The sequence below is a fragment of the Mycobacterium sp. 236(2023) genome (assembly GCF_029623955.1).
GTDB lineage: Bacteria > Actinomycetota > Actinomycetes > Mycobacteriales > Mycobacteriaceae > Mycobacterium.
Map to the genome: position 1 here is coordinate 245014 of NZ_JARSBP010000007.1, position 19519 is coordinate 264532.

Below are 19519 nucleotides of genomic sequence, written 5' to 3' on the forward strand. Positions count from 1 at the left end.
GTCATGGATATTGACTTATCCATCGCTCATAGGGCAGCGCCGGCTGACTGCAACCGTCAGTGCAAACACGACACCTTCACAGGGACAGCGTCGGACCGCAGCTGTGGCATTGAGATTGGGAGTTCGCATTCTCCGACTGACAAGATGACGACTAGGAAGCCCCTCGGGCGCTCGCTGCCGGTGCTGTGGTGGGATCGGCTGAGGACGAAACTTATGCGCGGTTGCGTTGTCGATCAGTTGTTGTGGAGTGAGGCGGCGATTCCGAAGTCGTCAACCGTTGGCCACGGCCAACGCTTGCAGCGGACGGGGTGACGGTTCAGGAATATGCAGGAATGGAATATGCAATGTTACCAGTACAACTTAGATCGCATGTCTCCCAACGGATTTGTTGATGGTTGTTGTTGTCGTTCCTGTTCCCCTCTTGTTGTTGGTTGGTGTCTACCGATGTCTTCGTCATCGTTGTCCCTGCTTCATCATCCGGCTATTGTCTGTTATGGATCGGCTGCATCAATATGGTACGACGATCTCGGTCGGCATCGAAGGCACGGCGCCCGCAGCCGTCACCTATGCCGGCCCCGCATCAACTCCGTCGAATTGCCTTGCCCGAACCGCAAACTCTGCAGAAACAACGGCGAGAGCGACCCCGCCGAAGCCGCCGCACGCGCCGTCCCGGCACGTCACCAACTCAGCGACCTCAAGCACGGTGGCGGCCCCATCGAATCAATTCGGGCGCTCAGGGTCGCCAGAGAAGGCGCCGTCAAACAATTCAGACCAATTAGTTCAGCCGAATAGGAAAGCGTCGAATCGACCGTGCCGCGAAGTCATTGGCGTAGGAGAGCTCACCGTTCAGCTTGGGTAAGCGAGGAAATCGCGCGATCATCTGACGGAAGAACACATCAGCCTCGAGCCGCGACAATGGCGCCCCGATGCAGTAGTGCACCCCTGCCCCGAACGCCAGATGTTGATTGTTGGTACGCAGGATATTGAATCGATCAGCATCGTCGAATCGGCGAGGATCACGGTTGGCCGCGGCAATACCGAGCATCACGAAAGTACCCGGAGCAAACTCGTGGTTGCCGACCTGATCGCGCTCCGTCACCACGCGGACGTCCCACTTCAAAGAAGGCTCGAAACGCAGGACCTCTTCGATCGCCGCATTCACCAGGTCGGGATTCTCGACGAGCATCTCGTACTGATCGGGATGGTCAAGGAACAATTTCATTCCGTTGCTCAACAAGTCGGCGGTCGTAATGTTTCCTGCTGCCAAGAGCACCACGATGGTGCCCACAAGCGCTGCCTGGCTCTCGAGTTCTCCATTACCTTGCGCGGCGACAAGGATGCTAATGAGGTCGTCGCCAAGGTCTCGCCGCCGGTTCGCGACGAGATCCTCGAGATAGTCTATAAATTCGGCCGTGCCGCGCAACGCGTCACGCCGCTGCGCCCCGGTAACAGCGGGGTCGAGCGCAGTACCCACAGCCATTGTCCATAGTCGTAACTGCTGCCGGTCGGCGACTGGAAATCCCATCGCGTGTGCGATGATCCAGACTGGTAGCTTCTCCGCAATATCGGTAACGAAGTCGAGCTCTTGTCCGTGGTCAAGTTTGGTGAATATCTCCTCAGTGACCGTATCGACGGCTTCCCTTAGCCGCCCGATGGAGCGCGGTGTGAATGTGTGCCGTGCGAGGTTCCTCAGACGCGTATGCACAGGAGGATCCTGGAACTGGGGGAAGCGTCGGATGTGCTCGAATGCTTTGAGTTGCGCCGGGTCGTTGGGGTCGTGCTCCACGAGCGGTGTAGGTGGAACGAGTACTTTGCTGGAGTACGTTCCAGCATCTTTGAGGATGCGCGACACGTCGGCGTACCGAGTGACAAAGGCTACTCCGGTGTCGGCGTCTATGTCCGTACCGTCGCCCGATTCACGCAAATGACCATAGGCCTGATGCACGAAGTCTGGTGGGGTTGCCAGCAGCTCGTTAAATGTCACGGTCATGTTCCGACTCCGTTCGCTCGGTGGTAGGTCCGACTGTGTTCATCCGTGATGGATGTTCAAGGGAAATGGATGTCACGGTCGACAACTGCCAGCCTTCGCCGATCGCAAGGGCCAAGAGACAGTTGGGTTGTTCTGTGTTGAAAGGTATAGAGCACGTGCTGCATCGAGGCGTGTCAACGGTGGGTGATGGCACCAGATCTCGGCGAAGATGTCTGCTGGTCACCTAGGGCACGTGCGCACCCTCTCCCGATTCGACCACAGAGCTAGACCTACGGGCGTGTCCGCGGAAATGCCTCCTGCACCGAAGGTTTCGGCATCACCCTCGTTGTCGCCAAGACAAGATCGCTGGATCCGGCAGGCAAGCCCCTCCCATCGGCGGCATCGGGTGGGCGGCGTTGCCCGCGAGACGCGCACGCTCGTAAACGAAGTCGAGGTCCAATAGCAAGCAATGCTGACCGCACGAGCCGACACGACACGGACCTCAAAGTCGAAATTAAAGCGCCTATTCCGACACAGCACCTCCCGCGCATTCTGCCAGCCGGCGGCATGCCCTGACGTAGGCAAGGACATGCCTGGCTCGCAGAAGGTGCACATGCGGAGTGGCCCGCCGGCAGCGTTCACTATCGAATGAGTATTGCCCTGAGTCACTGAACGCCCCTCTCCGCCAGTGCCCCGACCTGAGCAGTAAACAACATCTGTTGTTGGTTAGTGAAGCACAACACATGTTGTACGGCAAGAAGCCACGGACTTCAGATGAACCGAAATCTGGCGGACCCGAGGTGCGGGCAGGGCGAACATCAGCGAGGAGCGGGCGGTTCGGGCAGGCTGCGTTCATCGGCCGCGTGACGCGTCCGGCCTCGGGCATCGTGCGCACTGGATCGCGACCCCTTGGGCTGTTGCAGGTGCGAATGTGCCTTTAGCTCAATGAGACTGGTACCAATGAAAGCGGTGATCCGGTAATCAATGTTCCTCTTGTCTGCGGTGACCGCGGCAGCAGAATGGTGTCGGCCGCAGAAGATTCGTGGGGCTTGCCCATCACGCACTCGGGGCGGCTGGAAAGGAGCTCGATGACGTCGACGCGTGACCTCTATATGAGGGATGAGCCTGAGGGACTCCGCCTGAGTGCGAGAGAATCTGCGCACCGGGACACCCCGCACCCGTCAGCACTGCGCGAGACAGCGCCTGACCTGGCTGGTGAGCTTCCGGAGATCGACGGGGCCGTCGTTATAGAGCAATTGGTTAAGGAGTAGGCCCTCCATCATGGCGAGCAGATCGTGTGCGTGCGACTTTGCCTTCTTGCAACCCACATCGGTCAGTACTCGCGCGACGATATCGACGAAACGTTGTCGTGCGTGGTCGATTTCGAGGCGCAACTGTTGATCGCGAGCCGACTGAAGCAGTACCTCGTGGTGCGCGATATAACGGTGCCTCGCACCGTTGACAACTGACGCCGCTATGCGTTCGGCCAGTAAGGTTGCTGCGCGAGCTCTGCTCAACCGTTGGTGTGGAATCGATTCCCACAAGGCAATTTCGATTTCGAGGAGGCGTAGATTCACGGCGCGTAGCAAGGCCGTACGCGTACTGAAATAGTTGGCTGTTGATCCAAGAGGTAATTCGAGGTGGCGGTCAATTGCGCGATGGGTCAGCCCACGTCCACCCTCAGCCGCCAAAACCTCAATCGCAGCGTCGGCGATGGCAACCACGCGCGGCGCCGGCGTCGAAGGCTTAACTTCCACGGTCTTAGGCTACGCAACACAGTCCGGCACGAACAACACCTGCTGTGTCGCACTGCACGTCTCCAGTGCAAATGACCTAACCGCAAGGCTCCGGCTGCCTGTTCGGCATCAAGGGCGGCGATCATGCGGCTCTGGAGGCTTCAGTGTCCACTCCCGCCGGTTGCGGCTTGTTCGATGGCGGCGATCAGCAGCGGCGCTTTCCCTCCTTTGATTGCGAGAAAAGTGATACCCGATCCTGGCTGTTGTCACCCGCGGACTTCTACTATCTGGAAGGCTCCTTCGGCGTGTTGCGACCGAAGCGCACGCTTGTCGAACTTGCCCACAGACGTCCTGGGCACCGCCTCCACAAACGCCCACCTTTCAGGCACCCACCACTTCGCAACCTTGTCGCTCAGAAACTCTCGAAGGTGTTCCGGCGTGACCGTGTGGTTCTCCTTAATGACAACAATCGCCAGAGGCCGCTCTTGCCACCGGTCATCATGTACGCCAATAACACTGGCTTCCGTGACGTCAGGATGGCTGGCGATCAGAAGCTCAAGTTCGACTGAGGATATCCATTCGCCGCCCGACTTGATGACATCCTTGATGCGGTCGGTGAGCGTCAGGTATTGGTTCTCGTCGATGCTGCCTGCATCCCCTGTGCGGAGCCATCCGTCGTGGAATCGGGCCGGTTCGTCATCGCCGAAATACGAACCGGTGATCCACGGTCCCCTCACCTCAACTTCCCCGACTGCGACCCCATCGTGAGGCAGCGAGTCCCCTACTTCATCGACGATGCGAGTTTCGACTCCAGGCACGGGTCTGCCTTGTGTGATGCGAATCGTCCAGCGGTCCTCCCCTTCCAGGATGGACGAGGGACGCGCAATCGCCGCCAATGGCGACGTTTCGGTCATTCCCCAAGCCTGAGTCAGGGTGACACCGTGTTTCTCCAGTTCCTCCATGAGGTGTCGCGACGCAGCCGATCCGCCGACAGCGACGAATTCGAGCGATGAGATGTCGAACTCCGTGTGCGTCTCAAGATAATTCGCAATATCGGCCCAGATGGTCGGGACGCCGATTGCGATACTCGGACGGTAATTGTGGATTGCTCGGACCAGCGATTCGGAGTGCAGGTAACGGTCCGGCAACAGCAGCTCTGAACCGGCCATATATGCCGCGTAGATAGATCCCCACGCGTTGGCGTGGAACTGCGGGACGAGCGCGAGCACGGTGTCGTTGGCGCCAAACTGAAATCCGTCCTTGGCCATCACGGCCATGGAGTGCAGGAACGTGGACCGGTGACTGAATGCGACACCCTTGGGGTTGCCTGTCGTGCCTGAGGTGTAGCACAGAGCTGCGGCGCTTGATTCGTCGATCTCGGGCCACTCGAAGTCTGCGGGCCTGTCTTCCAGGAGCGTGCGGTATCGATACACCGTCTTCCCGGAGCCTTCGAGCGCTCTCGTGTCCCCTTCGCCCGTGACAATGACGGCCCTGACGCTCTGCAACTTCGGGAGGATCGGGGCGAACTGTTCGGTGAGGGAGCCGTCCACGAGGATGATCTGGTCCTGAGCATGATTTGCGATGTAGGACACCTGATCAGCGCTGAGCCGGAGGTTGAGCGTATGAAGCACCGCACCGATCGACGGGATGGCGAGGTACGCCTCGACGTGTTCTTGATTGTTCCACATGTAGGTACCGACGCGGCCGTCACCGTTGACTCCAAGCTCGAGGAGAGCGTGCGCCAACTGAGCTGCACGGTGCCCGACTTCGGCGAACGTTGCGCTGCGCGCTATACCGTCAGCATCCAGGGTCAAGACGCGGCGAGCGCCGTGGACCTGTAGGCCATGACGAAGGATCGCAGGGATTGTGAGCGGGAAGTCCTGCATTGTGCTTTTCACCATGAATCTCCTTACCTTGCTTCCGAGCGTTTTGATGCCAACAGGTCGTCGGTAATGGGGCTCGGTGTGGTCGACTGTCAGGAATGTGTTTAGCGGTCTGGCCGAGCTACCCCGCCGGGTTCCGCTGCCGACGGAATCAGGTGCGAGCCCGCGCAGTTGGGCGCGGGGGCCACATGCCACGACCACAACTGGCGCCGAACCGATCGAGCGTGCAAACCGCGATGCGCTGATTCAGCGCGTCGGCTAGGCGAACCGCAATACTCATGACGTCCATTCAGTCTGACAGTCTCGTCAATGGCCCAACTGCACGGCTGCAAGGGAGATTAGGCCAGAAGCGGGCTCCTTTTCTTGCGTCCATACAGCACTAATCGACATCCACGTTGAGCGCGTCGCGCAGTAGGCCTGCGTCGCGTTCGGTCGGGTGGAGCGACGTGTGGCTCCCGTCCGGAGATACGTAGACCATGGACTTACGCCTGCCGACGGCTTTAGTCGCCGAACCTCAGGACCTACACCATCGCCCTGGCGGCAACGCCCAGCGGCTACCGGCGCGATAGATCGGGACCGGATAGGGCTGCGGCACAAAGCTAATGCCGTACTCGATCACTGAACGTAACCTCCCAGCGGTGGTAGTGATAGACCCTGGAAGTTATCGGAGGACGAGTTCCACAAGCGAACGTCAGCAGCAAAGCCCAAGTCGATCAGCGGATGTCCTGCACACCCACGACGTTCTACTGCGAATTTTGTGAGGCGAGTCCACACCCAGAAACTGCCGGATCAGGTCGCGATACGCAGCGCACCGAGAAGCACGGGGGTGACCATACGGGAACGGGGTCATTCAGTTCCCCTGGCACTGGTCGCAGGGAAACATGTTTCTGTACAGCAGCTTCCGCTACCCGCTCCTGTTGGCCACGCGTACTACAGGAGGGAAGTTGTTGAGGTGGGGGCACGAGCCAATGTCGGGGCTGGCGATGTTGGTTCGAAGGTCGAAGCTGACCACTGAATTGGGTGATGGTCATATCAAAAGCTCAGGCACAGCACTAAACTGGACATCGTGACTGAAGTACCGTGCGGTGTTCTGCGCAAGGACGCCGAGCGCAATCGGCTGCGCATTATCGAAGCCGCTCGGGACCTGTGTGCGACACGCGGGTTGGAGGCGACGCTCAACGAGGTTGCGCACCACGCAAACCTGGGTGTGGGCACCGTGTATCGGCGATTCTCAACCAAAAGGGCGCTGTTCGAGGCCATCTTCGAGGACGGCATTTATCAGTTGGTGGCGCACGCCGAAACCGCGCTGAAGTCCGAAGATTCGTGGGAAGGGTTGTCCCAGTGGGTATGGCAGATGTGTGAGCTGACGGCGACCGACCGCGGTCTGCGTGAGATCGCCTTCAGCAGGACCGATTACGGGGCACGCGTGGACGCCGGGCGCACCCATTTGCAGCCCCGGATCAGAGAACTGGTGGATCGGGCCAAGCGTGACGGGCACCTGCGGCCCGAGGTTTCGGCCACGGATCTGCCGTTGTGCGGTCTGATGGCCGGTGCGGTCGTCGAGTACGCGGGCGGGGTATCGGGCGACCTGTGGCGCCGCTATGTGGCGGTGCTCTTGCAAGGTATGCGCCGCCAATCGGTTCAAAAGCCGCTCCCGGTGGGACCACTCAGCGAAGAGGAGATGGAAGCTGCGGTGTCCACGTGGCACCCGGGGCCGCGTTAGCCGAACGCTGGCATCACTCCACCCACGGGGTGAGATCCATCCGTCGACGTTATGTCCAACCCTCGTCCGATCAAGTTCACGGGTTCTGCCGCATGCGCCTTTGGGCACGCGAGGCGGCCCCTACTTGCCGGTCCCAGGCGACCCGAATGCCATACCGGGGCCTTCGCTGGCCAACACTCCACCTTGGCTGGAGTGGTGCGGCGCAATTTCGTACAGCTTGACTTTCACGACGTCAGGTTGGACACCAAGAGCATCGGCGACAGCGTCCGTCACCTTCGCTACGAGATCTGCTTTTTGGCTGTGGGTACGTCCAGGAAACATCTCGATCGACACAGTGGGCATCATGACCGCCGTGCGAGATGAATGTCGAAGCGGGCCTCTCGGTGCGGATTCGGAAGCCCTTTCTCCGCTGCAGATGTTTGGTCATCGACCCACGAGAATGGCACCACGAGGCTGCGCTTTGTGGCGAACACGGCATCGGCCTCGATCCAGTCGCTGCCTTCTACGAACATGTGGGTCGTCAGTGAGTGGTAACCCTGGGCCTCGGCGATGAAGTGGATATGCGCGGGCCGGTTGGGGTGTCGGTTAGTGGCCATGAGTAGCTCGCCGACCGGGCCGTCGGTCGGAATTGGATAAGGGGCGGGCACGACAGTGCGGAAGTAGAAGCTTCCTTGTTCATCAGCGGTGAACAATCCCCTGCCCACTCCGACGTCGACCTCGTCGAGTATTTGTACGTCATAGAAACCTTGGTCATCGGCCTGCCAAACATCGATGGTGGCACCGGGAATCGGCGTTCCGTCGATGTTGAGCACGCGGCCTGCAACCCAACACGGGTCACCCACCTTCGGGGACATGATCGCTGCGCCGAGTTCACGCCGAGGGCTTTCCACCATGTGGAAGGGTCCCAGCACAGTCGTCTCTGTAGCGCCTTCGTTAGCGTGCCGAGATTCCAGTTGATCGACGAGATTGGTCACCCCGAATACGTCAGACAGCAGCATGAACTCTTGGCGTTTGTCGTCGCACATGTGCCCGGTCCGGGTGAGGTAGTCGATGGCGACGTTCCATTCGTCCATGGTGGGGTCGATCTCTCGGACCCAATCATGCAGGTGGCGGGTCAAGGAAATCAGTGCCTCGCGGAGGCGAAGATTCGGCGTGTTGGCGAATGCCTCGACGACAATGTCGGTGGCTTGGTCTAACGAGTTGTCCATAGTCGCCTTCTTTTCGTCAAGCGGTTCTATATCTGCGTTTGCGGTATCCGAATATCGGACTGCCGCACCGATCCAGCCTTCTCGGCGAGCTCCGGTGCGAACGCCACCGGAGCACCGGTCGCTTCGATGACGGTTTGCGGGTCCACACCATCGGCCAGTTCGACGACGAGGAATCCGTTGTCGGTGACGTCGATGACGGCGAGGTCGGTGATGATGCGGTCCACGACGCGTGGACCGGTAAGCGGAAGGGAGCACTCGTTTTTAAGTTTCGGCGTGCCGTCTTTCGAGACGTGTGACATCAACACGAGCACGCGCTGGGCGCCAACCGCGAGATCCATCGCCCCGCCCATACCCTTCACGAGCTTTCCCGGCACCACCCAATTCGCGAGATCGCCGCGTGGCGAAACCTCCATGGCACCGAGGATGGCGAAGTCAAGATGGCCGCCACGGATCATCGCGAAACTAGCACTGGAGTCGAAGAAGGCGGCGCCGTCTCGCGCAGCTACCGTGTGCTTGGCTGCGTTGATGATGTCGGGGTCGTACTCTTCGAAGGTCGGATGCGTTCCTACGCCGAGGATTCCATTCTCGCAGTGGATGATCACATCGATATCGGGCGGCAGGTATTCGGGTACCAGGGTCGGTATGCCGATTCCGAGGTTCACGTAATCGCCGTCGCGAAGTTCGGCGGCGGCTCGGCGGGCGATGTCCTCACGGTTCCAGGTCATGCGATCATCTCCTCGCGGATCGTGCGATACTCAACGGGCTTCTCAGCAGCCTGTTCTGGGGTGAGCTCGACAACATGGTCGACATAGACCCCGGGGAGGTGGATTTCGTCGGGCGCCAACTCACCCGGTTCGCAAAGATCTTCGACCTCTGCGATCGTGATGCGCCCCGCCATTGCGCATAGCGGATTGAAGTTCATCGCGGTTCCGTGGAAGATCAGATTCCCGTGGCGGTCACCGCGCATGGCGCGCACGAGGGCGAAATCGGTCCGAATCGCGCGTTCCAGTACAAAACTCGCGACTCCCCCGTCGATGTCGAAACTGCGCACTTCCTTGGCCGGGGAGGCAACGGCGACGCTGCCGTCGCGACGATAGCGCCACGGCATTCCGCCCTCGGCGACGACGGTCCCAACGCCGGTAGGGGTGAAGAACGCCGGTATGCCGGCTCCACCGGCGCGTAAGCGCTCGGCCAGGGTGCCCTGCGGGGTGATCTCTACTTCGAGGTGGCCATCCAGATACTGGCGGGCGAAGTCCTCGTTGGTGCCGAAGAAGGAGGCAATTACTCGCCGAATGCGTCTGTCAGCCAGCAGCTTTGCCAGCCCCCATCCCTGTGCGCCGCAATTGTTCGAGACGATCTCGAGATCGTCGACGCCTGCGGCGCGTAGCGCGTTGATGAGGACCAGGGGTACGCCACACATTCCGAACCCACCGACGGCGATGCTGCTGCCCGAGTGGATCGCGCAAATTGCTACTGCAGCGTCTGAAATAGTCTTATCCAAGATTCGCGTCCTCGTCTTCAGAGTTGTCGGCTTCGTTCAAAACGTGTTCCCACACCTGCTTGGCTATTGGTTCGGTTTGCTCTTCGAGCAGGTGAGCGATCAGCCCTCCCGCGCGGGCGGCCAGGGCGATGCCTCTGCCCATCTCCGCTGGAAAACCCAGCGCGGCGATGGACGCCCCGATTGCGCCGGCGTTGTTGAGCGGAAGTGTTCGATGCTTTTGGCGCGCGAAGGCGTCTGGCAGGGCGTCGAGTAGACGCCAATGCAACTCGTAATATCCTTCGGCTCTTACGATGGCCCGCATGCGGTCCACCCGCGGGTCCGAGCCTGTATGGACATTGTGTCCAAGACCGGGAATCTTGCGCCCGTCCATGAGACGGCTGGTGACGAGATCATCAGCGGCTTGGGCGACCTCGGAGTTGGAGGCCGCTTCGTCAAGATCCGCTGCGCTTGCCCGCAAGAGGGTGGTAACCCCGGTCATACCGCCCAGAAAGGTGTTGCCCGCCCCGAGGAGTCCGGCCGCGACCGCGGCTTGAAACGACTCGGGAGCGCCGAGAAAGGTCAGCCGCGCGGCTAGCGAGCTCGGGGTCAGGCCGTGATCCATCACCGACACCGCGATGGCCTCGACGATGCGTTTCTCCGCTGTCGACGGCAGCCGACCCAGCGCAGTGAGCACGAGCATGTCGGTGTAGCCCACCTCGCCCATGAGATCCTTGGCCAAATTACGACCTCGAATAAGGATATCGTCGGCCCTCGTCGTGGCAATTCGGGTCCTCATAGGGTGCTCACTCGCTGCTTCGACGAACCTGGCCGAATTACTGGCGCCGTGCCGTTGGCGCGATGGGCCGCCCCAGCGAGTGCGCCACGCGCAATGGCCCGTGAATCCTCTTCAAGCCGGCCGCGCTCATCATCCGCGATGAGGGTGCCCGGGTGTCGCAGAATGATCGCGTCTACTCCAAGGTTCAGCAGCCGCTGATGGCTATGGCGCGGACCGGTGACCATCTCGCAGGCCCGCATGGCGATGGCCCTTATGCGAAATGAGTTGTGCCAAAACCTGTTACCACGCCTCGACACGTTCACGCTCCTGACTTCTCGTTGGGTGTTGACACGACCGCTGGGTGACTCGGTCCTGTGGGTGTGTCGGGTTCTTCCCATCGGGGGGTACGGGTTGTGGTCGGGTGGCTCACTCGACCGCGTGTCCCTCGTATGCGGCCTGCAGGAGTGACTCGACAGCCTCGTGATCTACCGGTCGCGGGTTGGAAGGGGGAATCGCCTCAAGGCAACGCCCCGCCGCCTCAACGATCTTGTCCCTCGGGAAGCCGATCTCGGCCAATGTCGATGGCGCGCCGGTAGCGGCGGCCAGCGACTTGAGTCCTGCTGCAGCACTTGTGGTGTGGAGTGTCTCGGCGATGCGCTGGGCGGCCGACGGTGCCGCGTGTGCGTTGAACGCGGTGACGTAGGGCAACATCACCGCGTGCAGTTCGGCGTGCGGGAGCAAGAACGCCCCACCCAAGACATGGCAGATCTTGTGGTGCATGCCCGAACCCGAGGAAGCAAACGCCACCGCAGCCAGGTAGGCCCCATACAGCGCGGATTCGCGCGGTTCCCCGGAGTTGGGCTGCTCCGCCATCTCCGTGATCGCGGGTATGAGAACCCGCAAACTTTCCGCTGCCAAGGCCCGATTGATCGGATCGGCACGTGGGGCCCAGAGCCCGTCGACAGCGTGGGCAATGGCGTTGAAGACCGACGAAATCGCGACTGACACAGGTAATCCAGCGAGAAGTGCAGCGTCATAGATCACCGTGCGGGGCAGCACCGCGAGGTCGGCGCCAGTGTGTTTGCGGCCTTCTACAGTCATTCCCCACATATCGGTGGCTTCCGAGCCGGAGAAGGTAGTGGGGATCGCCACGATCGGTAGACCGGTCATTAACGCAACCGCCTTGGCTAGCCCCGTGGCGGAGCCACCCCCCACACAGATGATCGAGTCGGCACTGCTGGCGACAGCTTCCCGCCGTGCAGCATCTGCCCGCTGCGTCGGCACGTGTTGCACGACACCGTCGATCCGTCTCGCGACGGGAGTTTCCATGGCAATGGCATCGGCCACTTCCGAAGCCGAATCGCTGGCAATCAGCAGGCTCGCACGAACGTCGAGTTGCTCGATTGCCTTGGCGGTATTGTCCACGACGCAGCCCGTGCCGAATATCACCCGCTGCCGATGTGTTTGATGATCGAACCGAATTACCACGGCTTGTCTGTCCTTTTCGAACGGGGCATCCTGTTCCCTCGTCGAGATCGCTGTTTGGTCGCGCACGTGGCGCGACCTCGACGTCGCGAAGGCGTGCACCTTAATCCACTGCCAGGCTTGGGATTCGATGAGGGTGGACGCTACGACTGGGCCGCTGGCTTCTGGGGCGGTTCATCAGGCCAGAAACCCAGCGACAAGACCGGACGTCACATCTTCGCGCTCCACCTGGGGCATGTGCCCGCAGTTGCCGATGGTTTCGCTGCGGCAGTTGGGGATGCGGCGTGCGAATTCTTGTGCGTACCCGTGCGGAATGAGCGAATCCTGTTGGCCCCAGATCACCAATGTGGACGCTGCGACACGGTGCAGGCGCCGCGAGAGGCCGCGGTCGGGTACCGGCCACGAGAACTTCGCTACGCATCCCAGTGCCCAGATCGACTGCACAGCAGCCTCAAGCGCCCGCTCCGGAGTGTCGAAGACCGGAAGCAGAGATCGCGCTGCCTCACCCTCGGGGTCGTTGAACAGATATCCCAGCATCTGGTCGGGGCGGGCGGTCATGAAGTTCAGACTCCACGGCATGGCCTCGGTCCATAGGCCACTTGGCGCCAAAAGAACCAGTTGCGAACAGATCTGAGGGAAATGCGCCGCCAGTTCTGCTGCCAACATGCCGCCGAATGAGTGGCCGATTATCGGGGCGCCAGTGATCTTCAGCGACCGCAGGGCCTGCTCGTAGGCCAAGACGACGTCGCTGACGTCGTCGAGTTCGTGTATCGCCATCGTGTCGGAAGGATCGAAGCCTGGAAAGACAGGCGCATACACCGTATAACGCTGAGCCAGGTCGCGGAGAAAGCCGTCCCAGACGAGTCCGCCGGCCGCGTGCAAAAAAACGAGTGGCGGTCCGGCACCTTCGATTTCGAATCGGAGGGTCACCCGGTCGCCCCATGTCTTGACTGTTGTCGATCGACTTTGCGTGGTGCTCGTCATACCAGATGTGCTCCAGCCATTTCTGAGTTCGTGTGCGATGTCGAGCGTCCGCCCAGACGCGCCGGCCACCAGCGATTACCGGACTCGTATTCCGACCACAGACTGCGTAATGGCGGTATCACCTTGGTGGTGAACAGATCGATGTTCGCCTTCGTCAGTTCTGTTGGCATGGAACCGATCATCAAGAACACAGTCATGTTTCCGACGCGCAATCTCGTTGCCATGTCTTCAAGTCTGTCGCGAACTGTGGCAGCACTGCCCGCCACGATCGCTCCCGATTCGACGAGTTCGCCGTAGGTTGGCGGCTCCGAAGGTCCGGCGGCACCGCCGTTTACTCCGCCCAGCAATGCGCGCAAACCCGGCGGGCTGATTCCTCCCGGTAGGAGAAGCCGCTCAATTCCTACGGTTCCGATGCCGCGCCGCACACTGTATGCGACGTGTTGGGAGTACAGCCGTTCAGCCTCGGCGTCGGTGTCGGCCACCAGTACTTGCTGCACGAAGTTGGCCCTGAACGGGTTGTCGTCGGCCCCCACTTCATCGGCGATCCGCCAGAAGTCACCGAAAATGCGTGGCGCCGCGCTCGGATCGCCACCGGTGGTGGTCAGGTTGAAGCCGAAGTCGCGCTGCAGCGCGAACCGGCTGGTGTTCGGATTGCCTGTGCCGGTGATGCTGACTGGCGGATGCGGTGCCTGATAGGCGCGCGGCCAGACGTTGACGTTTCCGTACTGCGCGAACTTGCCGTTCCAGGCGAAGGGTTCGTGCGCTGTCCACGCCTTCAGGATGAAGGATAGGTTCTCGTCGAAGCGCGGTCTCGTCTCGATCGGCGGAATGCCGGCGTTGATGTTGGCGTCGTAGGGCAGTCCAACCGGAAACCCGGTCATCAACCGACCTTCGCTGAGTGTGTCCAGCCAAGCCAGCTCTTCGGCTACTCGAAACGGTTCGCGTGTTTTTCCTAAGCTGCGACCCACCACCCATATCCCGCACTCAAGCCCCTCCGACACGAAGGCGTGCGCCATGATGGCGGCGCCCAAGTCGGGATTGGGGCTCATGTCGTAGGCGCTTTGGCCGTGTTCTGTGAGGGCAACTGCGTCGAACCCTGCTCGGGCGGCGTGAATCAACTCCTCAAACCCGGCCCGCAAGTCGGCGTGGGCGGACTGCGGGTCGACTAAGCCGAAGTACGGTGTTGAAACCACCGCCTCGGCCGCCTGCTCCTCGAAATCGTCACCGAAGTGGCGGTAGGGGAAGTGCTGCGCGTAGGTGAATCTCATTCGTTAACCCCAGTTTTCATTGACTGCGTGGTGACGATGGTCAGCGTGCTGCGGAGCCATCGAATGCGTCTACGGCGCCGCCGAGCAGCTTGAAGCTGCCCGATGCGAAGAGGAGGGGTTCATTCGGCGTGCTGGAGTGATCCACCACCCGCCCGACGACCAGGACGTGATCGCCTACCTCGACCTGCGAATGTGGATCGCAGGCGACCCACGCGACACTGCCCTGTAACCGAGGCACGGTGGGACTTGACGACCAGGCAACGTCGATGTCGTCTTGTCGTTTCCCGGCGAACTGCAGCGCCAACGGGAGCTGCTCAGAAGCCAATACGTTGACGACGAACGGAGCGTTGACAAGGCCGTCCATCGCCCTGGCTTTGCGTGAGATGGACACGAGAATAAGCGGGGGACTCAGAGAAACCGGTGTGAACGAGTTGACGGTGAGCCCGCGGGGCTGACCGTCAAGCAGATAGGTGACAACGGTTACCCCAGTAACGAATCGTCCGAGCGTATCCCTGAGGCGGCGCAGATCGAGTGCAGGGTGCGGTGAGTCGTCGCTGTTGACTAGCTCCTGCGCTTCTGTGCTCATGGCAGCCTTTCGGGGTGTCTGTGGCCGATCGAGTAGGTGTGTTTCTGAACCATTTGCTCACCGAAAGTGTCTCTTGGAATTAGCGATAGGGGCTTGCGCCGGATCGACAGCATCCCCCCGCTCAATTGGGCGGGGTGCGCAGAGCGCACGAGGATGTTGTCATTGAGTAGACGGGGAACGCAGAGCGCGCGCCAGAATGAGCGCGGCTCGCAGTTCGGGCTGCCGGACGTCGATGGGACGCCCTAGGTGCTCCGCGGCTCTGCGCAATCGGTAGGCGACAGTGTTGCGCGCGATGAACAACTGTTGCGCAACCATCAGCGGACTGTGGCAGTCCAGATACGCCTCGAGGGTTTCCCGCAACCGGCCGGTGCCATCATCGTGCTGGGCCAGTGATCCGAGTTCCCGCTCCACGAATTGCCTAGCGGCCTCGGTATCGGCGCTGAGCAGGCTGATCAAACTGACGTCTGAAAAGTGCACTGCTGTATCGCGTTGTAAAGCTGGAAACTTTGTGGCAAGGAATGCGGCCTGCCGCGCCTCGCGGGTGGTGGCGCGGAAGCCGGCGACGTCGGTGCCCGGCGTTCCGACAGCCAGGTGGACCCCCTCGCGGCGATTGAAGTCGGTGAGGGGCTCGGCGAGAGCTCCGCGCGCGTTACCCCAGACGGTCAGGGTCGAATTGGGATCGTGCAACACCATCGTTTGTGCGGCGCCGTTGTGTCGCAAGTAATCTAGGGCGGCGACCTCCAGGTCACCGGGGGCAACCGATGACGCTCGATCGGTCCAGGCGCACACGGCAAGGTGGTGGCGGTATCCGATCTCAAAATGCAATGTGGTTGAGCAGCCTGCAAGTGCGGCATCGTCTCCGGCCAGGATTCGGTTGACGAGGGCGACGCGCGCCGCCAACGGGTCGTTCAGCCACCGATGGCGCTCATTTTCGTAGAGTTGGGCGAATTGCGTGGCTAGTGCGTCGACGTGGGTGAAGCTCAGCTCTGATATGAGCTGGTATTGCGGGTACTGCTCGCCGATGTCGACCAAGGCACGGCACTGCTGCATCAAGCGTTCGACCATGACGCCTTGGCCGCGCCGTATAGCAGTGAACACCGACGTGAGTTCGATGCCGGTTCGGGCACAGACACCCATGATTTCAAGTTCAGCGTCGCCCATCGATGCAACGATTGCGCTGCCGCGCCTGAGCCCGACGAGAACCGAGAGCACGGACTTCTGCATGCTGGCCGGGAGAACGTTGGTAAGAGTGCCCTGCCCGAGCTGTGGAACATGTCGGCTGACGATATCCGCCACCTCGCAGCCGGTCGCCAGAGCCCAATTGACCGCCGACTCACCGATTTCTGAGGCGGCTTCTCGAAGCTCGGCGTCAGAAAGGGACCTCTGCACCCGACTCAGCGGAGCGGGACCGAGCCGCTCAACCCACTGTCCTGGCGCCGGCCCTACCGCCATGTGGGTCCACGGTAGCCATCGCTAGCTCGACGCGCGGCGCGGTTTGGCGTTCTGGCCGCCGTCGGGCGATTGGACCGTCCACAGCAGTTCATCGCAGCAGTGCGCGGGACATGACCACCCGCTGGATCTGGTTGGTCCCCTCGTAGATCTGGGTGATCTTGGCGTCGCGCATGAACCTTTCGACCGGGAAGTCGACGGTGTATCCGTACCCGCCGAACAACTGCACCGCGTTGGTGGTGACCTCCATGGCCACATCGGAGGCGAAGCACTTCGCGGCCGCCGAAATGAAGCCCAGGTTCGGTTCGATGCGCTCGGCGCGTGCCGCCGCTGAGTACACCATGAGACGTGCCGCCTCGATCTTCATCGCCATGTCGGCAAGCATGAACTGGGTGTTCTGGAAGTCGCTGATCGACTTGCCGAATTGTCTGCGCTCCCTGGTGTAGGCGATCGTCGCCTCAAGCGCGCCTTGGGCGATGCCCACCGCTTGCGCACCGATCGTCGGACGCGTGTGATCGAGCGTGGCCAGCGCGGTCTTGAAACCGGTGCCGGGCTCGCCGATGATGCGGTCGCCCGGGATGCGGCAGTCCTCAAAGTACAACTCGGTGGTCGGTGAACCTTTGATGCCGAGCTTTCGCTCCTTGGTGCCCACGGCAAAGCCGGGGTCGTCCGCGCGGACGACGAACGCCGAGATACCGTTGGCGCCCTTGTCTGGGTCAGTCACCGCCATCACCGTGTACCACTGCGAGTGGCCGCCGTTGGAGATCCAACATTTGGAGCCGTTGAGTACCCAGTCGTCGCCGTCGGCCTTGGCGCGCGTGCGCATCGAGCCGGCATCGCTGCCAGCCTCCCGTTCCGAGAGCGCGTACGACGCGGTGGCCTCCCCCGCCCCGATTGACGGCAGTACCTGTTTCTTCAGCTCCTCAGAGCCTTTCATCAACAGGCCCATCGTTCCGAGCTTGTTGCAGATGGGAATCAGCGACGACGACCCACAGACCCGCGCGACCTCCTCGACGACGATGCACGCGCTGATCGAGTCGCCGCCTTGCCCGCCATACTCCTCGGGGATGTGGATCGCCGAAAAGCCCGACGAAGTCAGCGCCGCCAGCGCCTCGTCGGTGTAGCGCGCCTTTTCATCGACGTCCGCCGCGTACGGCGCGATCTCTTTCTCGCACAGGCTGCGCAACACGGCGCGCAACTCCTCGTGCTCCTCGGACAACTTGAAGACATCGAAAGACGGTTTGTGTCCCAAGATTAGCCCCTTCCGTAGGCCTCTGTTTATGTGCAGGGAGCTGCCCAAGCTGTCGCTCGGTTAAAGGCGCAAGCGTTCTCATCGACGCGTTCGTGGCTTCAGAACCCGCATCTCGGCATTTCCAGGTGCCATGGGGTGCCCCGCGAGTCGCGCTGTTACCGATCCGGGGTCGGACGGGATCGATGGAGTTAGCTCGCGGTCCGAGGCAGAGGGTGCCGCCTAGAGGGCACTGAACTCACGTCGTCCATTGAAATGTTACTCGACTCTAGTGACATTTCAAATAGTCAGCCCAATAAAAGAGAGTCTCAGCCACAGAGACGACAGGTCTCGCCGGGCCCGGGGCCGATGTACGGCTGGATCTGTGAAGAAGTGGCCGAGTTCCGTTGTTACAAACCGAGATCGCGGCCGATGATCTCTTTCATGACTTCGGTGGTACCGCCGAAGATCGTCTGGATCCGCACGTCCACATAGTCGCGCGCAACCTTGTACTCGTTCATATAGCCGTAGCCACCGTGCAGCTGCACGCAATTGTCGACTACCCGCTTACCGAGCTCGGTGCACCACCACTTGGCCTTGGAAGCCTGCACCGCCGTCAACTCGCCGTCGACGACTGCCCGCAGGCAGCGGTCGATGTACTGCTCAGAGATCTCCAGCTCAGTGTCCATCTGCGCCATCAGGAACCTGTTGTGCTGAAAGGTTCCGATCGGCTGTCCAAAAGCTTTGCGGTCCTTCACATACTGCAGGGTGTCGGTCCACGTCTGCCGGGCGCCAGCGATCGCCGCGATGGCGATCGACAACCGCTCGGACGGCAGGTTGGCCATCAGGTGGTAGAAGCCGTGGCCCTCTTTGCCGAGCATATTGGTGCCGGGCACCCGGACATTTTCGAAGTGCAGCTCGGAGGTGTCCGCGGCGTGTAAACCCATTTTGTCGAGCTTGCGGCCGCGCTCGAATCCTTCCATCCCGCGCTCGACGACTAGCAGAGAAATCCCTCTGTGACCGGCCTCGGGACCGGTGCGGGCCACCACGATAACCAGATCGGAGTTGATCCCGGCACAGATGAACGTCTTGGAGCCGTTGAGGATCCACTCGTCGCCATCGCGGACCGCGGAGGTCTTGATGCCGGCTAGGTCACTACCCGCTCCGGGTTCGGTCATCGCGATTGCGCCGATCAGTTCGCCGGTGATGTAGCCGGGCAGCCAGCGCTGCTTCTGCTCATCGTTGGCCAGCTGCGCGAAATAAGGTCCGACGATATCGTTCTGCAGGTTCAGACCCGGCGCGGCCGGACCGAATTTAGCGAACTCCTCGACAATGACGGCGTTGAAGCGAAAGTCGTCGACACCACCGCCGCCGTACGCCTCGGGCAGGTTGAACCCGATCAGCCCAACTTTGCCCGCCGCGACGTAGGCTTCGCGGTCGACAAGGCGTTCGAACTCCCATCTCTTGACATGCGGCGAGCATTCCTTCTCCAGGAACTGCCGTGCCGTCAGCCGTAACTGCTCATGCTCGGCTTCGAAAACCAGACGCTTCATTGCGATTTCGTCCCTATCTTGCTCAATGGGCTCTCTATTGAAGAGCTCGGCTCTCGACGAGCGTCATCGGTTGCTGGCGAACATCACGATCCGTGGCTACGGATGATCTGGAGGTAGCCCTCCAGCGACACCCGATCTATCGGATGCTTCGGCCGAGGCCAACGGCTATCACTCACCGGTGACGTTTGCACC

15 protein-coding genes are annotated in these 19519 nt (G+C 61.2%); 1 reads left to right on the top strand and 14 read right to left on the bottom strand.

Translation table 11 applies throughout. The features are described 5' to 3' along the window. Nucleotides 1–775: 775 nt before the first annotated feature. The 3 genes from P9A17_RS26175 to P9A17_RS26185 all read right to left on the bottom strand — a co-directional run bounded on the left by P9A17_RS26175 (nt 776) and on the right by P9A17_RS26185 (nt 5603). Nucleotides 776–1990, bottom strand: coding sequence for a cytochrome P450 (locus P9A17_RS26175; protein WP_278041669.1), 1215 nt, complete (start codon nt 1988–1990; stop codon nt 776–778). A 1160-nt stretch (nt 1991–3150) separates the two neighbouring features. After that, a complete protein-coding gene (locus P9A17_RS26180) occupies nt 3151–3726 on the bottom strand; it encodes a hypothetical protein (protein WP_278041670.1) in 576 nt (191 codons plus the stop codon). A 245-nt stretch (nt 3727–3971) separates the two neighbouring features. Further along, nucleotides 3972–5603, bottom strand: a complete 1632-nt coding sequence (locus P9A17_RS26185) for a fatty acid--CoA ligase (RefSeq protein ID WP_278041760.1) — start codon at nt 5601–5603, stop codon at nt 3972–3974. A 1051-nt stretch (nt 5604–6654) separates the two neighbouring features. Between P9A17_RS26185 and P9A17_RS26190 the strand changes: the two genes are divergently transcribed. Next, nucleotides 6655–7311: a TetR/AcrR family transcriptional regulator gene (locus tag P9A17_RS26190; RefSeq protein ID WP_278041671.1), complete on the top strand. Its 657-nt coding sequence runs from the start codon at nt 6655–6657 to the stop codon at nt 7309–7311. Between the two features lie 341 nt (nt 7312–7652). Here P9A17_RS26190 and P9A17_RS26195 read toward each other — a convergent pair whose 3' ends face one another. The 11 genes from P9A17_RS26195 to P9A17_RS26245 all read right to left on the bottom strand — a co-directional run bounded on the left by P9A17_RS26195 (nt 7653) and on the right by P9A17_RS26245 (nt 19327). Continuing rightward, entirely contained in the window at nt 7653–8519 is an 867-nt protein-coding gene (locus P9A17_RS26195) for a dioxygenase (RefSeq protein WP_278041672.1), read from the bottom strand. A gap of 26 nt (nt 8520–8545) precedes the next feature. After that, the gene (locus P9A17_RS26200) at nt 8546–9244 is read right to left on the bottom strand and encodes a 3-oxoacid CoA-transferase subunit B (RefSeq protein WP_278041673.1); all 699 of its coding nucleotides are present in this window, start codon (nt 9242–9244) and stop codon (nt 8546–8548) included. Further along, nucleotides 9241–10020, bottom strand: coding sequence for a CoA transferase subunit A (locus tag P9A17_RS26205; RefSeq protein WP_278041674.1), 780 nt, complete (start codon nt 10018–10020; stop codon nt 9241–9243). Before P9A17_RS26205 ends, P9A17_RS26200 begins: the two co-directional genes overlap by 4 nt. Next, nucleotides 10013–10795 carry a citryl-CoA lyase gene (locus tag P9A17_RS26210; RefSeq protein ID WP_278041675.1) on the bottom strand — a complete coding sequence of 261 codons (783 nt, stop codon included), beginning with the start codon at nt 10793–10795 and terminating at the stop codon, nt 10013–10015. Before P9A17_RS26210 ends, P9A17_RS26205 begins: the two co-directional genes overlap by 8 nt. A gap of 405 nt (nt 10796–11200) precedes the next feature. Then, the gene (locus tag P9A17_RS26215; RefSeq protein WP_347403859.1) at nt 11201–12328 is read right to left on the bottom strand and encodes a maleylacetate reductase; all 1128 of its coding nucleotides are present in this window, start codon (nt 12326–12328) and stop codon (nt 11201–11203) included. Between the two features lie 108 nt (nt 12329–12436). After that, the gene (locus P9A17_RS26220) at nt 12437–13243 is read right to left on the bottom strand and encodes an alpha/beta hydrolase (protein WP_278041676.1); all 807 of its coding nucleotides are present in this window, start codon (nt 13241–13243) and stop codon (nt 12437–12439) included. Continuing rightward, the gene (locus tag P9A17_RS26225) at nt 13240–14511 is read right to left on the bottom strand and encodes an LLM class flavin-dependent oxidoreductase (protein ID WP_278041677.1); all 1272 of its coding nucleotides are present in this window, start codon (nt 14509–14511) and stop codon (nt 13240–13242) included. Before P9A17_RS26225 ends, P9A17_RS26220 begins: the two co-directional genes overlap by 4 nt. A gap of 40 nt (nt 14512–14551) precedes the next feature. Then, nucleotides 14552–15097, bottom strand: coding sequence for a flavin reductase family protein (locus tag P9A17_RS26230; protein ID WP_278041678.1), 546 nt, complete (start codon nt 15095–15097; stop codon nt 14552–14554). Nucleotides 15098–15256: 159 nt separating this feature from the next. After that, nucleotides 15257–16393, bottom strand: a complete 1137-nt coding sequence (locus P9A17_RS26235) for a helix-turn-helix domain-containing protein (RefSeq protein ID WP_278041679.1) — start codon at nt 16391–16393, stop codon at nt 15257–15259. Nucleotides 16394–16637: 244 nt separating this feature from the next. After that, entirely contained in the window at nt 16638–17801 is a 1164-nt protein-coding gene (locus P9A17_RS26240; protein ID WP_278041763.1) for an acyl-CoA dehydrogenase, read from the bottom strand. 383 nt (nt 17802–18184) lie between these two features. Continuing rightward, the gene (locus P9A17_RS26245) at nt 18185–19327 is read right to left on the bottom strand and encodes an acyl-CoA dehydrogenase family protein (RefSeq protein ID WP_278041680.1); all 1143 of its coding nucleotides are present in this window, start codon (nt 19325–19327) and stop codon (nt 18185–18187) included. Between the last annotated feature and the right edge of the window lie 192 nt (nt 19328–19519).

Excerpts from the sequence above, each read along its gene's own strand:
- P9A17_RS26200 (WP_278041673.1), bottom strand. The coding sequence starts at position 9,244 with ATGACCTGGAACCGTGAGGACATCGCCCGCCGAGCCGCCGCCGAACTT.
- P9A17_RS26245 (WP_278041680.1), bottom strand. The coding sequence starts at position 19,327 with ATGAAGCGTCTGGTTTTCGAAGCCGAGCATGAGCAGTTACGGCTGACG.
- P9A17_RS26230 (WP_278041678.1), bottom strand. The coding sequence starts at position 15,097 with ATGAGCACAGAAGCGCAGGAGCTAGTCAACAGCGACGACTCACCGCAC.
- P9A17_RS26220 (WP_278041676.1), bottom strand. The coding sequence starts at position 13,243 with ATGACGAGCACCACGCAAAGTCGATCGACAACAGTCAAGACATGGGGC.
- P9A17_RS26210 (WP_278041675.1), bottom strand. The coding sequence starts at position 10,795 with ATGAGGACCCGAATTGCCACGACGAGGGCCGACGATATCCTTATTCGA.
- P9A17_RS26175 (WP_278041669.1), bottom strand. The coding sequence starts at position 1,990 with ATGACCGTGACATTTAACGAGCTGCTGGCAACCCCACCAGACTTCGTG.
- P9A17_RS26195 (WP_278041672.1), bottom strand. The coding sequence starts at position 8,519 with ATGGACAACTCGTTAGACCAAGCCACCGACATTGTCGTCGAGGCATTC.
- P9A17_RS26225 (WP_278041677.1), bottom strand. The coding sequence starts at position 14,511 with ATGAGATTCACCTACGCGCAGCACTTCCCCTACCGCCACTTCGGTGAC.